At 69.1% G+C, this 13,468-nt stretch carries 19 protein-coding genes; 9 read left to right on the top strand and 10 right to left on the bottom strand.

What is annotated here, in order from left to right:
- Window positions 1-119: 119 nt before the first annotated feature.
- Complete coding sequence (locus tag AB0I53_RS47500; RefSeq protein WP_358617258.1) at window positions 120-539, bottom strand: hypothetical protein; 420 nt, start codon at window positions 537-539, stop codon at window positions 120-122.
- Window positions 488-790, bottom strand: a complete 303-nt coding sequence (locus tag AB0I53_RS47495; protein ID WP_358617255.1) for a hypothetical protein — start codon at window positions 788-790, stop codon at window positions 488-490. Before AB0I53_RS47495 ends, AB0I53_RS47500 begins: the two co-directional genes overlap by 52 nt.
- Window positions 791-1,018: 228 nt before the next feature.
- Between AB0I53_RS47495 and AB0I53_RS47490 the strand changes: the two genes are divergently transcribed.
- Both AB0I53_RS47490 and AB0I53_RS47485 read left to right on the top strand, forming a co-directional pair.
- Entirely contained in the window at window positions 1,019-1,324 is a 306-nt protein-coding gene (locus AB0I53_RS47490; protein WP_358617253.1) for a hypothetical protein, read from the top strand.
- Between the two features lie 264 nt (window positions 1,325-1,588).
- Window positions 1,589-1,912 (top strand): hypothetical protein, encoded by a 324-nt coding sequence (locus tag AB0I53_RS47485; RefSeq protein ID WP_358617251.1) that lies wholly within the window; start codon window positions 1,589-1,591, stop codon window positions 1,910-1,912.
- 310 nt (window positions 1,913-2,222) lie between these two features.
- Here the strand turns inward: AB0I53_RS47485 and AB0I53_RS47480 are convergent, their stop codons facing one another.
- From AB0I53_RS47480 to AB0I53_RS47460, 5 genes are all read right to left on the bottom strand, one after another.
- Window positions 2,223-2,501, bottom strand: coding sequence for a hypothetical protein (locus tag AB0I53_RS47480; RefSeq protein WP_358617248.1), 279 nt, complete (start codon window positions 2,499-2,501; stop codon window positions 2,223-2,225).
- Between the two features lie 141 nt (window positions 2,502-2,642).
- Window positions 2,643-2,960 carry a hypothetical protein gene (locus AB0I53_RS47475; protein ID WP_358617245.1) on the bottom strand — a complete coding sequence of 106 codons (318 nt, stop codon included), beginning with the start codon at window positions 2,958-2,960 and terminating at the stop codon, window positions 2,643-2,645.
- Between the two features lie 205 nt (window positions 2,961-3,165).
- Window positions 3,166-3,465, bottom strand: coding sequence for a MoaD/ThiS family protein (locus AB0I53_RS47470; protein WP_358617242.1), 300 nt, complete (start codon window positions 3,463-3,465; stop codon window positions 3,166-3,168).
- The gene (locus AB0I53_RS47465) at window positions 3,462-4,577 is read right to left on the bottom strand and encodes an exo-alpha-sialidase (protein WP_358617240.1); all 1,116 of its coding nucleotides are present in this window, start codon (window positions 4,575-4,577) and stop codon (window positions 3,462-3,464) included. The genes AB0I53_RS47470 and AB0I53_RS47465 overlap by 4 nt, the downstream gene beginning before the upstream one ends.
- A 131-nt stretch (window positions 4,578-4,708) precedes the next feature.
- Entirely contained in the window at window positions 4,709-5,842 is a 1,134-nt protein-coding gene (locus AB0I53_RS47460) for an adenosine deaminase (RefSeq protein WP_358617237.1), read from the bottom strand.
- 208 nt (window positions 5,843-6,050) lie between these two features.
- Here AB0I53_RS47460 and AB0I53_RS47455 point away from each other — a divergent pair, with 208 nt between their 5' ends.
- The 6 genes from AB0I53_RS47455 (at window position 6,051) to AB0I53_RS47430 (ending at window position 11,004) form a co-directional block, all read left to right on the top strand.
- The gene (locus tag AB0I53_RS47455) at window positions 6,051-6,794 is read left to right on the top strand and encodes a GntR family transcriptional regulator (RefSeq protein WP_358617234.1); all 744 of its coding nucleotides are present in this window, start codon (window positions 6,051-6,053) and stop codon (window positions 6,792-6,794) included.
- Window positions 6,795-6,959: 165 nt separating this feature from the next.
- Window positions 6,960-7,940, top strand: a complete 981-nt coding sequence (locus tag AB0I53_RS47450; protein ID WP_358617231.1) for a nucleoside hydrolase — start codon at window positions 6,960-6,962, stop codon at window positions 7,938-7,940.
- A gap of 13 nt (window positions 7,941-7,953) precedes the next feature.
- Window positions 7,954-8,886: a ribokinase gene (locus tag AB0I53_RS47445; RefSeq protein WP_358617229.1), complete on the top strand. Its 933-nt coding sequence runs from the start codon at window positions 7,954-7,956 to the stop codon at window positions 8,884-8,886.
- Window positions 8,887-8,912: 26 nt separating this feature from the next.
- Entirely contained in the window at window positions 8,913-9,617 is a 705-nt protein-coding gene (locus tag AB0I53_RS47440) for an HAD family acid phosphatase (RefSeq protein ID WP_358617226.1), read from the top strand.
- Between the two features lie 127 nt (window positions 9,618-9,744).
- Complete coding sequence (locus tag AB0I53_RS47435; RefSeq protein ID WP_358617223.1) at window positions 9,745-10,455, top strand: MerR family transcriptional regulator; 711 nt, start codon at window positions 9,745-9,747, stop codon at window positions 10,453-10,455.
- Between the two features lie 75 nt (window positions 10,456-10,530).
- Window positions 10,531-11,004: a hypothetical protein gene (locus AB0I53_RS47430; RefSeq protein WP_358617220.1), complete on the top strand. Its 474-nt coding sequence runs from the start codon at window positions 10,531-10,533 to the stop codon at window positions 11,002-11,004.
- A gap of 274 nt (window positions 11,005-11,278) precedes the next feature.
- On the opposite strand, the gene AB0I53_RS47425 is transcribed toward AB0I53_RS47430, so the two are convergent.
- The 3 genes from AB0I53_RS47425 to AB0I53_RS47415 all read right to left on the bottom strand — a co-directional run bounded on the left by AB0I53_RS47425 (window position 11,279) and on the right by AB0I53_RS47415 (window position 13,044).
- Window positions 11,279-11,635, bottom strand: coding sequence for a hypothetical protein (locus AB0I53_RS47425; protein ID WP_358617217.1), 357 nt, complete (start codon window positions 11,633-11,635; stop codon window positions 11,279-11,281).
- Window positions 11,636-11,701: 66 nt separating this feature from the next.
- Window positions 11,702-11,935 (bottom strand): DUF397 domain-containing protein, encoded by a 234-nt coding sequence (locus AB0I53_RS47420; RefSeq protein WP_358617215.1) that lies wholly within the window; start codon window positions 11,933-11,935, stop codon window positions 11,702-11,704.
- 242 nt (window positions 11,936-12,177) lie between these two features.
- Complete coding sequence (locus tag AB0I53_RS47415) at window positions 12,178-13,044, bottom strand: helix-turn-helix transcriptional regulator (RefSeq protein WP_358617212.1); 867 nt, start codon at window positions 13,042-13,044, stop codon at window positions 12,178-12,180.
- Between the two features lie 231 nt (window positions 13,045-13,275).
- Here AB0I53_RS47415 and AB0I53_RS47410 point away from each other — a divergent pair.
- The coding region (locus AB0I53_RS47410) for an SAM-dependent methyltransferase (RefSeq protein WP_358617209.1) at window positions 13,276-13,468 on the top strand (193 nt) is incomplete at its 3' end.

The raw sequence follows: 13,468 nt of genomic DNA, 5'->3' as shown, positions 1-13,468 counted from the left end.
CGCCGGGGCAACCGACTGGTCATACTTTTTGGTTGTTTTTTACCCCCCACACCGACCAAAGAGCGGGGCCGAGCGGAATTCCTTCCGCTCCCCGACGTTCTGCTGTGTCCTGATCCGGGTCAGCAGCGTCCCGTGATGGGCCGGTCGAGGACGACGGTCGGGCCCGTCGTGATGACCAGCCGGGAGCTCTTGCCATTGGCGATGCTGACGCTGTTGATGGACATGCCGCCTCCGCTGACGGAGCCGCTGGCCCGCTGATCCCCGTCCACCGTGACGGTGTACGCATGCGTCTTGCTGTCGTTGGTGGCGCTGCGGACAGTCAGCCGCACCGTGGTCATCGCGGAATTCTCCTGTCCGGCAGCGATTTTCGGCACTGCCGCCACGAACGGCAGGTCGGCCGCGTGCAGGCACCTGGCTTCGCCCACCTCCACGGTCAGCGGTGGCCCGGCCGCCCAGGCCGTCGCGGCGGCCACCGAGGCGCCGGCGGTCAGAGTTCCCAGTGCGGCCAGCACGACTGCCGTCTCGCGGCGAATTCCCATGACTTGCCTCCTGAAACGAGATTCGGATCCTGAGCGGTTACGAACGCTAGGGGCGGCCCGTGCTCCGTGCCCGGCGGGCCGCCCGTTCTTGGCCCCAACGTGCGACGCCTGCCGGTCTGGGTTTCGGAGCTCAGGTGGAGCAAGTCGCTTGCAGGGCAACGTTTTTTCACCTCCGTCTTCTTGATCTTTTTGTGATCGGGATCGCGCAATCCTACTTCCTGATCTTTTTCCTGGTGGTTGATCTGCTTCATCTGATCAGTTGAGTTGTGCGGGGCAGAATCCCGGCGCGTCGGACGACACTGCGTGATCGTGCATCCGCCCGGGTGGCGAGTGATTCTCTTTGGTGTGGCCCGGCGTGCCGGACCACCCTAATCAATGGCAACGTTTGTCCCGTCGGTAGGCGCACCCCAAATTCCCGGAATTCCGGGAACTCAACGTGCCGTTCCGGCAAATATCCAACCTGGATGGGAGCTAAAGGAATGCGTACTTCGATTCGCCTTCTCGGTGTTACCGCTGCCGCTGCCGCGATGCTGGCCATGGGCTCGCCCGCCTTCGCCGATGGCGGGAAGGGCCACCACGGCAAGGGCGGGAAGGACGACCACTCGGTGACCGCCTCCGAGGCGCAGGGTGGCAAGGGCGAGGGCGGCAACGGCGGCCTTGGCGTGAACGTCCTCTGTGGCATCGGTGTCGGCGTCCTCGGCGAGGGCACTGGCTCGTGCTCCGCCGGCAACGGTGGCAACGGGATCGGTGGCGACGCCGACTCCAGCGCGTACAGCGAGGACTGATCCGGACGCGGGCGACCCCCAGCCCGCACGTCCGATGAGAGCGTGCCGACCGGTCTGCGAACCGGTCGGCACGCTCTTTTTGTTGGAGCAACGAAATTTGTTCGCACCTACGGGTGACTGGTGTGTCGATCCGCATGTCGCTGGAGGTGTTCTGCGGGCTCCGGTGAAAGGGTCCACGCGTTGATTCCGGCACCGCCGAATCCTTCCGGGCAGTAGCGGCGGGGCTGTTCAACCAAGTGGTACCCATCCAGATAGGAGTTCTCAGTGCGCAGGTCTGTTCGTGTTCTGTTCGCCGGAGCCGCCGCGGTCGGATTGCTCGCGATGGGAGGGTCTCCGGCGCTGGCCGCCAAGGGCAAGGAGAAGACCTCCGACGACGACTCCACCGTGACCGCTGCGGCCGAAGGTGGCGCCGGCGGCAACGGCGGCAACGGCGGTTTCGGGGTGAACGTGTGCCCGTCCATCGCGTTGCTGGCTCCGGCGAAGGCCGACTGCGGCGCGGGCAACGGCGGCAGCGCCAACGGTGGCGACGCCGAGGCGACCGCGGAGGACGACAGCAAGGACCGGAAGTACTCCAAGGACGACGAGTGATCCTGGAAATTCCCTAGGGCGCGGAAGCCGCGTCGGTCGCTGTGCGACCGGCGCGTCGCGTTCGAGATTCTTGCTGGTAGCGGGCAGGCCACGTCCGAGAAATCCCACGGCCTGCCCGCTTTTCGAGCGTAAGGCCGCCGTTTCGTCCGCGATCGTCTGAATCGGCGAAGGCGCCCGGATCGGGCGAAGGCGGCAGCTACAGGTCTGGACCACAATGGACAGTTCAGGTGGTCGGAATTCATGAAAATGTGTCGGCCTCCTTGCGGAGACCGACACATTCATCTCGTGCGTTGCGAACGGTTTTCGGACGTCAGTCGTCGTCCTCGTCTTCGCCGTGGTTCTTGGCATCGGCATCCGCGGAACCGTTGGAGCTCGTGCCGTTCGGCGCTACCGAGCACTCGGCCGTGAGCTGGCCGCCGGTGAGGGAGAGCGGCCGGCAGATGCTGAGCCCCTGGCCGGATTCGCCGTCGCTGCCAGGTTTTTCGCTGGTGCTCTCGGCCGCCGCGACCGGTTGGGTCGCCAGGCCGGCCGCCAGCACGCCGACGCCGAGCGCGGCGGCGGTGCCGAGAAGGCGTGCAGAAATGATCACTAGTACTCCGTTCCACGTCGTCGCCCCGAACGCGTCGTCGGCGATTGGCCGGTCGTTTCGGTTCGGGGCGAGGACCTCGTGCCGTGGGCGCTGGTCAGGCTGCTCCCGTTCGGGCGGGAGCGCCGGGCCGCGATTCCGGCGTCAGCTGTCGTCGGACTCGGTGTCCCGGCTGTCGTCTTCCGCGTCGGCCCACGCGTCGCCGCCGTTCGCGCTGCCGCCGTTGCCTGCGCCGCAGTGGGCCTCGGCCTTCGCGAGGATGCCGATCGCCGGGCAGAAGTTCACGCCGAAGCCGCCGTTGCCGCCATTTCCGCCGTTGCCGCCCTGGGCTGCGGCCGTGACGGTGGAGTCGTTGTCGGACTCCTTGTTCTTGTCCTTGGCGGCCAGCGCCGGGGAGGCTCCCATCGCGAGCAAACCGACGGCCGCGACCCCGGCGAACAGGGCACGTGCTGAACTGCGCATGTCAGACTCCGATCTGGATGGTTTTCCCGTGGTGTCAGGCCGGCCGCGATTTGTCGGGGTCGGGCGAATGACGCGGCAAACCTTCCACCGGCGTCGCGGATCGACACGCCAACACGCCGGAGAAATCGGGCGACCACCCATTAGTTGAACGAGGCGCTGGAATATTCCAATCCAAAGTGGACCATCGCCCGATCTGATTCCCGCCTCAGCCGCCCGCCATCGCGCCGACGATCAGGTACGGCTCCTCGCCCGCGGCCACCGCCGGCGGCAGCGGCGCGTCCGGCGGCTCGTTGGAGACGTCTTCCTCGCAGGCGAAGAACCGGATGAACGCCCGGCGCAGCTGGGTTTCCTGGTTCCGGATCGTGCCGCGCAACATCGGATACCGGGCCTCCAGCGCGTCGAGCACCGCGCGCTGCGTTGGCCGACCGTCGACGTCCAGCTCGATCTCGCGGTCCGCGATCTTGGCGAGCGTCCGCAGGTGGGCGGGGAGCGCGACCCGGATCATGGCAGCGTCTGCACCTCGACGGACAGGACCGCAGGGAGATCCCGGACGATCGGTCGCCAGTTGTTCCCGGCGTCGGGCGACACGTACACCTGGCCACCGGTGGTGCCGAAGTAGATGCCGCACTCGTCCAGCGAATCCACGGCCATCGCGTCGCGCAGCACGTTGACGTAGCAGTGGCTCTGCGGCAGGCCGCTGGTCAGCGGCTCCCATTCGTTGCCGCCGGTCCGGCTGCGGTAGACGCGTAGCTTGCCCTCCGGCGGGTAGTGCTGCTCGTCGCTCTGGATCGGGACGACGTAGACGGTGTCCGGCTCGTGGGCGTGCACGTCGATCGGGAAGCCGAAGTCGGACGGCAGGTCGCCGCTGATCTCGTACCAGGAATCGCCGGCGTCGTCGCTGCGCATCACGTCCCAGTGCTTCTGCATGAACAGCACGTTCGGCCGCTCGCGGTGCAGCGCGATGCGGTGCACGCAGTGGCCGACCTCGGAGTCCGGGTCGGGAATGCCCTCCGAGTGCAGGCCGCGGTTGATCGGCTGCCAGCTCTTGCCGCCGTCGTCGGTGCGGAAGGCACCCGCCGCCGAGATCGCGGTGAACAGCCGGTTCGGGTCGTCCGGCGCGTGGATGATCGTGTGCAGGCACATCCCGCCGGCGCCCGGTTGCCAGCCGGAGGCGGAGCCGTGTTCGCGCAGCGCGGGCAGTTCGTGCCAGGTCCTGCCGCCGTCGGTGGTGCGGAACAGCGCGGCGTCCTCGATCCCGGCGTGCACGGTGTCGGGGTCGGTCGGCGACGGTTCGAGGTGCCAGACCCGCTCGAACTCCCAGGGATGCGGGGTGCCGTCGTACCAGAGGTGCGTGCCGGGCGTGCCGTCGTAGGAGAACCGGTTTCCCACCGGCTCCCAGGTCTGGCCGCCGTCGTCGGAGCGCTGGATCAGCTGGCCGAACCAGCCGAGCGATTGCGAGGCGTACAGCCGGTTCGGGTCCGCCGGCGAGGCCTTGAGGTGGTACAGCTGCCAGCCGCCGAAGTGCGGGCCGCTGATGTCCCAGCTCTCGCGGGTGCCGTCCGCGGTCAGGATGAACGCGCCCTTGCGGGTGCCGACGAGGACTCGGACACGGCTCATGAGGACACTCCCTGGTCGGCCGCGAGCTGCGGGTCTTTCGCCGGTCAATGTAGGACCGCGGGCCGCTGATGTCCTGTTGAGAACGCTCGCGAGCGCTTCGGGCCGCCGTGCCGGCCCGAAGCGCTCACGCGTCAGGCCAGTGCCGGGGCGTGGTCTGCGACCGAGCCGAACAACGCCTCGGAGCGCAGGGCCGCGTAGCCGGGCTTGATCACCTCGTTGATCAGCGCCAGGCGCTGGTCGAACGGGATGAACGCCGACTTCATCGCGTTCACCGTGAACCACTGCAGGTCGTCGAGCGAGTAGTCGAAGTGCTCGACCAGCTCGGTGAACTCGCGGGTCATCGACGTCTGGCTCATCAGCCGGTTGTCGGTGTTGACCGTGACCCGGAAGCCCAGCCGCCGCAGCAGCGCGATCGGGTGCTCCGCGACCGACGCGACGGTGCCGGTGTGCACGTTCGAGCGCGGGCACATCTCCAGCGGGATCCGCCGGTCCCGCACGAACGACGCCAGCCTGCCGAGCCGCGCGGTGCCGTCCTCGGCGATCTCGATGTCGTCCACGATGCGCACGCCGTGGCCCAGCCGGGCCGCGCCGCACCACTGGATGGCCTCCCAGATCGACGGCAGCCCGAAGCCCTCGCCGGCGTGGATGGTGAAGTGGCAGTTCTCCCGGCGCAGGTACTCGAACGCGTCCAGCGAGCGGGTGGGCGGGAAGCCGGCCTCCGGGCCCGCGATGTCGAAGCCAACGACTCCCGCGTCGCGGTATCGCACCACGAGTTCCGCGATCTCCCGGGCGCGCGGTTCCTGCCGCATCGCGCACAGCAGCACGCCGATGCGGATGCGGTTGCCCGCTTCCCGCGCCCGCGCCGCGCCGCGCCGGAACCCGTCGAGGATCGCTTCGACGACCTCGTCCAGCGACAGCCCCTGCTGGGTGCTCAGCTCCGGCGCGTGGCGGACTTCGGCGTACACGACGCCGTCCGCGGCGAGGTCTTCGGCGCATTCGGCGGCGACCCTGCTGATCGCGTCCGCGGTCTGCATGACGCCGACGGTGTGCACGAATCGCTCCAGGTACTCCTCCAGCGAGCCGGCCCCGGCCGCGGCGGCGAACCACCGGGTGACCCCGGCCACGTCGGACGTCGGCAGTGCGGGGTAGCCCTGCTGCTCCGCCAGTTCCACGACCGTCTCAGGACGCAGCCCGCCGTCGAGGTGATCGTGCAGCAGCACCTTCGGGGCGCGGCGGAGCTGGTCCGCGGTCGGAGACTCGGGCACTTGTTTCCTCCTGGGGTTCGGTGTTCCCGGCGGCCTCGGCCGCCCGTGGTGCCTGTCTGACATGTTAGGCACGTTGGCGGAAGGATCTACCCTCCGATGGTGCCGCGCGTCAAGGCGTGGTCTGTGATTCTTTTCCGGATAGGCGGAGTTGACGAGCGGGGGCCATCTCTCTTAACTTGTCTGACATCAATCGGGCAGGGGGTGCGGCGTGGCTTCCAGACGACCTCAGCGTCGACCGGTCGTGGACCTCTACGAGCGGATCGCCGAGGCCATCAGGCAAGGCATCTATCCGCCGGGCTCGACGCTGCCGTCCGAGCCCGACCTCGCGACCGAGCTCGGCGTGAGCCGGCCGGCGCTGCGGGAAGCGTTGATCCTCCTCCAGGAGGACGGCGTGATCACCGTGCGGCGGGGAGTGGGGCGGACGGTCAGCGACCGCCCGGCCCGGCGCGGCTTCGAACGGTTGCAGCCGGTCGAGAGCCTGCTGGGCGCGGACAGCGCCAAGGTGCGGCCGCTGGTGCGCGACATCGAGCAGCCGACCGACCTGGTGATGCAGCACCTGCCGGTGCCGGCCAGCTGCGAGATCCGGTTCTGGGAGAGCGTCGTCGACGTCGACGGCGTGCCGTCCTGCCTGGTGGAGGAGTGGAGCGTGCACGACGAGGCGCTGGCCGCCGTCGATCCCGCGCTGCCCCGAGCCCTGGCGGAGGCCGAAGCCCGGCCGAGCACGATGTTGCACGTCATCGGCTCGATCGACCCGCACCTGCCGTTGAGCGGCGCCAGCACGGTCAACGCGACCGTGCTCGGGCGGCGCCGCGGGGAGGTCTTCGACCGGTCGCCGGACACGCCGGTCGTGCTGGTCACGCAGGTCGTCTCGATGGAGCGGACTCCGCTGATCGCCGCCAAGTACGTGCTGCCCAGCGGCGCGCCGGGCATTCCGGTGCGCCAATCCCGATGAACACCGAACAACCACAGCCGGAGCTCCGCGGGCCCGTCTCGATCTGACGCGATCACCCGCTCCGCTTCCCGGGGCAACGCTCGTGCGCGTTTTGGATCGCTATAGCGCTCCAAAACGCGCACGAGTCCCGCGAGACTCCGCTCCCAGCAGAAAGGCGCGCAACCGATGGCGTCCAAGGAAACCCTGATCGTCGACTGCGACACCGGAATCGACGACGCGTTGGCGTTGCTGTACCTGCTGCGGGATCCGGACGTCGACATCCGGGCTGTGACCACGGTCTTCGGCAACATCGACGCGGTCACCGCGGCCGACAACACGCTGCGGGTGCTCGAACTGGCCGGGCGACCCGACATCCCGGTGGCCATTGGAGCCCGCGACAACTGGCTCGGGAACGCGCACTTCGCGCCGTACGTGCACGGCGATGACGGCCTCGGCAACACGGACCTGCCCGCGCCGACGGCCACGCCGGTCGCCGAGCCCGCCGCGGAACTCATCGTGCGCCTTGCCAGGGAGGACCCCGGAACGCTGCACCTGCTCGCCGTCGGGCCGCTGACGAACCTGGCCACCGCCGTGCTGCTCGAACCCGAACTGCCCGAGCTGGTCAAGCACGTCACGATCATGGGCGGCGCGATCCGGCATCCGGGCAACGCCACCCCGGCGGCCGAGGCGAACATCAGCAACGACCCGGAGGCGGCGCGGATGGTGCTGACCGCCGGGTGGCCGGTCACGCTGGTGCCGCTGGACGCGACCATGGGCGAGCGGATCACCGAGGGGCACCAGCGTCGGCTCCGCGAGTCCGGCACGCCGGTCACCGCCTTCGCGGCGAAGATGCTGGACCAGTACTTCGACTTCTACGAGCGGAACGTGTTCGGCGACCGCAGCGCGGCCTGCCACGATCCGCTGGCCGCGGCCATCGCGGTCGGCGACGTCTCCCCAGTGCTGGCACCGGTCGTCGCGGTCGACGTGGAGACCAGCCAGGGGCCGGGGCGCGGCGCGACCGTCGCCGACGTTCGCGGGCAGTACCGGGACTTCCCGGCCCAGGACGATGCGCACGTGCGCGTGGTGCTGGAGACCGGCGGAGAATTCGCCGGGCTGTTGGCCGACCGGCTGTGCGACGACACCGCCCCGTCGCGACGCGTTGCGTGAGAAGGGATTTGCGATGACGCGCACCGAAGACGTCGTCGTGGTCGGTTCGCTGAACGTCGACCTGACCGCGCGCGTGCAACGCCATCCGCTGCCGGGCGAAACAGTGCACGCCGCAACGCTGGCCACCAGCGCCGGCGGCAAGGGCGCCAACCAGGCGGTCGCCGCAGCGCGGCTCGGCGCCCGAACGGCGCTGGTGGGCCGGGTCGGCGCGGACGCGCACGGCGACATGTTGCTGGCCGCCCTGCGCACCGATGGCGTCGGCACCGCGCACACCCACCGCGACGCCGACGCGGTCACCGGCACCGCGCTGATCACCGTCTCGGCCACCGGCGAGAACAGCATCATCGTGTCCGCCGGGGCCAACGCGCGGCTGTCGCCGGCCGACATCGCGGCCGCACGACCGCTGATCGCGGCGGCGCGGGTGGTGTCGGTCGTGCTGGAGGTGCCGGTCGAAACCGTCACCGCCGCGGCCCGCGCCGCGCGGGCCGCCGGGGCGCGGTTCGTGCTGAACCTGTCCCCGGTGGTAGAGGTACCCGCCGAGGTGCTGGAGCTCGCCGACCCGCTGATCGTCAACGAGCACGAAGCCCGGGAAATCCTGCGGCGCAACGGTTTTCCGATGTCTTCCGAGAACGCCGGGCACGCGAGCGGGCTCCTCGGGATCGGTGCACGTTCGGTGGTGGTCACCTTCGGCGCGGACGGCGCGGCGGTCGCGAATGCCGACCACGTCGAGGAAATTCCCGGTGCGCCGACCGACGCGGTCGACACCACCGGGGCGGGTGATGCTTTCGCCGCCACCGTGGCATGGCGGCTGAGCAAGGGTGATTCGCTTCCCACCGCCGTGTGGTGGGCGACCCGCGTGGGGGCCTGCAGCGTGCAACACTCCGGTGCGCAAGCGTCCTTTCCCACGCTCGACCGCGTGCTGAGCGGGTCCGGGCTGCCGAAGTAGTCTCCGCCGCAAGGAGGTTCCTCATCGTGTCCGATCGAAAGTCCTCCGCACTTCCCGGGATCGTCACGTCCTTCGCCCTGCTCGGCGTGCTCGCCACCGGTTGCGCCGCGGCCCAGGGCGCCGGAGGCGCGAAGGCCGAGCCCGCCCCGAACCTGACCGACGTGAAGCAGTCCATCGTGGACTACCACGATTCCGGGCAGTGGGAAGCCGATGTAGCCGAGGCCGATCGGCGCGGCCAGGACTACCTGGCCCAGCGGCTGGCGGAGGGCGTGCCGAAACCGGCGATCGTGCTGGACATCGACGACACCAGCGTGTCCACCTACGAGTACGCGCTGGGCATCGACTTCGGCTTCGAGCAGGAGTCGTCCGACGAATTCGTGCTGGCCCGCGGGCCCGTCGGGATCGCCGCGACGCGGGACCTGGTGCGCTTCGCGGATTCCCGCGACGTCGCGGTCTTCTTCGTCACCGGCCGCAGGGAGAGCCCGGAGATGCGCGAAGCCAGCCTGCTGGATCTGGCGGAAGAGGGCTATCCCGAGCCGGCGGCCCTGTACCTGCGGCCGCCAGATGACCACGCGCCGTCGGTGGTGCAGTACAAGAGCGGTGCCCGCGCCGACATCGAGCGGCAGGGCTACCGGATCATCCTGAGCGTCGGAGACCAGGAATCCGACCTGGCCGGCGGCCACGCCGAACGCGGCGTGAAACTGCCCAACCCGATGTACAAGCTCGACTGAATCCGACCGGGCAGCCCCGCCGATCCGCCCGGCGGCACTGTCCGGTCTTCTGTCTACTGTGGTCTTGTCGGCAGCGGAGCTCGTCCGGGCGGCCGCCTCGACGAACTTCAAGTCGTAGGTTGGGTCGATGAGCGACTCGGCGGCGCCGTTGCGCCCGATCGATCTGGCCCGGGCCGCCGGGATCTCGGCCCAGCTCGTCCGCAACTACGCGGACGAGGGCATCCTGCCTCCGACGATCTGGACCGATTCCGGCCACCGCCGGTTCCACGCCGGGCATCGCGAGGCCCTGCTGGCCTACCGGGCGCTCGCGCGGGGATACGGGATGGACGCCGCGCGCGGGATCATGCGCGCCGTGCACGCCGGTGACGTTGCGGAAGCGCTGACGCTCGTGGACGCCGGGCACGCCGCGTTGCACGAGCAGCGGCAGAACCTCCGGGGGATCGGCGACGCTCTCGAAGTGGTGGCTGGGCAGGATCCGGACGCCTCGGCGCTGCCTCGCTCCGGCATGCGCATCGGCGAGGTGGCCGCGTATCTCGGCGTGCGCACCTCCGCGCTGCGGGTGTGGGAGTCCGCCGGCCTGCTGGCGCCCACCCGTGATCCGGGCACCAAGTACCGGCTGTTCAGCCCGGCCGACGTCCGCGACGCCCGGATGATCAAGATGCTCCGGGAAGGCCGGTATCTGCTGCCCCAGATCCGGGAGGTGCTCGATGGCCTCCGGCGAACGGGCAGCAGCGACGCGCTGCGCGCGGCCATCGCGCAGCGCCGGGCGGCGCTGGCGCAACGGGCGAGGGCGATGCTCGAAGGCTCCAGTCTCCTGCACCACTACCTGGACTACTAATCTTTCCATTGGCAAGATTCGACTCGGAGAGGCATCTTGTCACTGACAAGTTCACTTTCCCGGGGGAGGGCCGAGATGGCTCCGTTGATCATCTTGTTGGTCGTCACGCTGGTGCTGCTGGTGGCGGGCGTCGCCGGCGTCCGCAGCCTGAAGCCCTGGCCGGTCGCGGTCAGAGGCGGACTGGCGGCGATGTTCGTGGCGACCGGCATCGCGCATTTCGTCGGCATGCGGGAGCAGCTCATCAGCATGGTGCCGCCGGCGCTGCCCGCGCCCGGCCTGCTCGTCACCGTCACAGGAATCCTGGAGCTGGCGGGCGCGGCAGGGCTGCTGTGGCACCGGACCGCGCCGTGGGCCGCGGGCGGGCTCGGCCTCATGCTCATCGCGATGTTCCCCGCGAACGTCTACGCGGCGCTGGAAGGAATCCTCACCGCCGCGGACGACCAACTCGTCCCGCGAACCGCGATGCAGGTCGTCTTCCTGGCTGCCACCGCCGCGGTCGTCGTCCACCACGTGCGCGCTCGCAATGGGCGCGCTGTCGCGGCGAACTGAGTCTGGTCCCGTGAGTGCTTTGGGGTGCTACAGCGCCCCAAAACGCTCACGGGTCATCGCTCGTCGCAGGCCGCGGGAGCATCTGCGTTGGGCGGTGTTGGTGCGCTCGCCTCGCGGAGAAAACCCCGATCGAGTTCCCGCGGCGGGGCGCCGTCGCGCGGGAACTCGATCGTTTCGGGGGTCCCGGTGCCAGGCAAAGTCCACTGAGGACTCCGGCGCCGGGGTCGGGGCGGGGTCTTGGGAGCGGGCCAGGGCGGCCCGTTGTTGGCCCGCGTCAGGCGGAGGCGGCCAACCAGGTCGAGCGGCCCGCGTGGGTCGGCAGCCAGCAGCCCGTGGGCTGGGCGCCGAGATCCGGGGCGGGCTCGGACAGTGCGAGCAGCTCGTCGATCACCTCGCGCGCGGGACCGGTGGTTCGCCACAGGACCTTGCTCGGGAAGAGAACGTCCGGCTCGTCACCGGGGATCCGCGCGGCATCGGCGTCGTGCTCGCTGAAGATCTGCACGATGTCGAAAACCCCGCGATGGACCCGGATTCCCACCACGGCGACTAGGCCGCCGTCGGCGTCGCGCGGGTGCGCGAACTGGAAGTCGCGGGCTACCAGGGCTTGCAGGCCGTTGGTAATCTCGTTCATGGCGCCACCGAGTTTCGTCGTCAAGGGCTTCAACCATGGCTCCGCGCGGGGCGTCGGCGCGGCTCGTCAGACGAGGTCGTCGAACTCGCCGTCCTTGGCTCCGTGCAGGAATGCGGCGATCTCATCCCGGCTGTAGACCAGTGCTGGACCCTCGGGGTAGCGCGAGTTTCTGACGGCGATGCCGCCGTCGACCAACGGTGCCAATTCAACGCAGTTGCCCACCGCTCCACTGTGGCGGCTCTTTCGCCACACCACGTTGGGTAGCTGCTGCGCGGGCATACCGTTCTGGATGTTCGTCATCCGAACCTCACCCTTCCCCGACTAACGCTGCACGATCATCTGCACGTGCAGTTGATCGTGCACCCAAGCTAGCAGGTGCAGATGCACGATTGAATGCACGTGCATCTCAATGAGACCTTGATCACTCGACAGGAGGAATCTTGTTCCCAGTTAAGTGACCCGCCGTTAGTGATCGAGTGCTATGCGCAGTCATCGGCGCGCATAGAAGTGCCACCGGGCAAAGATCCCGGTGGCATCGTTGGTCAGCTGTGCTTCAGGGCCTTGAGCAGCGTCTTGCGGGTCTGCTCCGGCGTCTGCGCGTCGACCGCGAGCCGGTGGCTGACCTTGCTGTACACCTCGACCTCGTCCGGCTTGTCCAGGTAGAGCGCGCCGCAGAGGTGTTCCAGGTAGACGATGTCCGGCAACTCCGGCTCGGCGAACCGCAGGATCGTGAACGCGCCCTCCGCGCCGGACCGGCCGAGCTCGAACGGCAGGATCTGCAGCGTCACCGCGGACATGGCCGTCGCATCGAGCAGGAACTGGATCTGCTCGCGCAGCACTTCGCGGCCGCCGATCGGCCGGTGCAGCACCGACTCGTCGATCACCGCCCACAGTCGCGGCGCCTTCGGCTGGGTGAACAGCTTCTGGCGCTGCATGCGCAGCCGGACGCGCCGGTCCAGCTCGTCCTCCGGGAACTCCGGGCGTCCCTGGGTGGCGACCGCGCGGGCGTACTTCTCGGTCTGCAGCAGGCCGGGCACGAACTGGATCTCGTAGGTCTGGATGCGGGAGGCCGACTCCTCCAGCCCGACGTAGTCCTGGAACCACGAGGGCATCAGGTCGTTGAACCGGTGCCACCAGCCGGGCTCGTTGGATCGGCGGACGAGGTCCAGGAAGGACTCGTGCTCGGTCCTGTCCGTTACGCCGTAGAGGGTCAGAAGGTCGGCGACGTCGCGTTCCTTGAAGCCGACGCGGCCGAGTTCCAGGCGGCTGATCTTCGATCCGGACCCGCGGATGGCGTATCCGGCGTCCTCGCGGGAGATTCCGCTCGCCTCGCGCAACCTGCGCAGCTGGCTGCCCAGCACGAGACGGCGGGCGGTGGGGCCGCTTCCCGTGGCACTGTCCGGAGCCACGCGGAACCTCCTGTGGAAATGGGCTCTATGACCCACTGTCGCGATCCAGTGGTTGAACGTTACGCGAGGGGATAGTAGTGGAATCCGGCCGCAGGTCGAGCGGCTTACCCGGATTGGCGGTATCTACCCACACGTACGTTATCGGCTCTTGATCCCCTAACCTGGGGTTGTCGGGGCGGAAATTCGGGGTTGGGGAGTGGTATGACACGAACCGGCGGAGGGCGCGGGGGCGTGCCGTCAGGCATCGATCCCACGAGGCCGAGCAGTTCGCGCGTCTACGACGCGATCCTCGGTGGTAAGGACAACTACAGTGCGGATCGCGGTTTGCGCGACGCGCTCGCCGAAGTCACCCCGGAACCCGGCGCGCTGGCCAAGGACAACCGCGCCTTCCTGCAGCGGGTCACCCGGTACCTGGCCGGAACCG

This window comes from Saccharopolyspora sp. NPDC050389 (genome assembly GCF_040655595.1).
Lineage (GTDB): Bacteria > Actinomycetota > Actinomycetes > Mycobacteriales > Pseudonocardiaceae > Saccharopolyspora.
This window is presented reverse-complemented; position numbering and strand designations above follow the sequence as displayed.

Bases quoted from the DNA above. Each gene is read 5' to 3' on its own strand.
- AB0I53_RS47500 (WP_358617258.1), bottom strand. From the start codon at position 539: ATGGGAATTCGCCGCGAGACGGCAGTCGTGCTGGCCGCACTGGGAACT.
- AB0I53_RS47495 (WP_358617255.1), bottom strand. From the start codon at position 790: ATGAAGCAGATCAACCACCAGGAAAAAGATCAGGAAGTAGGATTGCGC.
- AB0I53_RS47490 (WP_358617253.1), top strand. From the start codon at position 1,019: ATGCGTACTTCGATTCGCCTTCTCGGTGTTACCGCTGCCGCTGCCGCG.
- AB0I53_RS47475 (WP_358617245.1), bottom strand. From the start codon at position 2,960: ATGCGCAGTTCAGCACGTGCCCTGTTCGCCGGGGTCGCGGCCGTCGGT.
- AB0I53_RS47470 (WP_358617242.1), bottom strand. From the start codon at position 3,465: ATGATCCGGGTCGCGCTCCCCGCCCACCTGCGGACGCTCGCCAAGATC.
- AB0I53_RS47465 (WP_358617240.1), bottom strand. From the start codon at position 4,577: ATGAGCCGTGTCCGAGTCCTCGTCGGCACCCGCAAGGGCGCGTTCATC.
- AB0I53_RS47450 (WP_358617231.1), top strand. From the start codon at position 6,960: ATGGCGTCCAAGGAAACCCTGATCGTCGACTGCGACACCGGAATCGAC.
- AB0I53_RS47445 (WP_358617229.1), top strand. From the start codon at position 7,954: ATGACGCGCACCGAAGACGTCGTCGTGGTCGGTTCGCTGAACGTCGAC.
- AB0I53_RS47435 (WP_358617223.1), top strand. From the start codon at position 9,745: ATGAGCGACTCGGCGGCGCCGTTGCGCCCGATCGATCTGGCCCGGGCC.
- AB0I53_RS47430 (WP_358617220.1), top strand. From the start codon at position 10,531: ATGGCTCCGTTGATCATCTTGTTGGTCGTCACGCTGGTGCTGCTGGTG.
- AB0I53_RS47425 (WP_358617217.1), bottom strand. From the start codon at position 11,635: ATGAACGAGATTACCAACGGCCTGCAAGCCCTGGTAGCCCGCGACTTC.
- AB0I53_RS47420 (WP_358617215.1), bottom strand. From the start codon at position 11,935: ATGACGAACATCCAGAACGGTATGCCCGCGCAGCAGCTACCCAACGTG.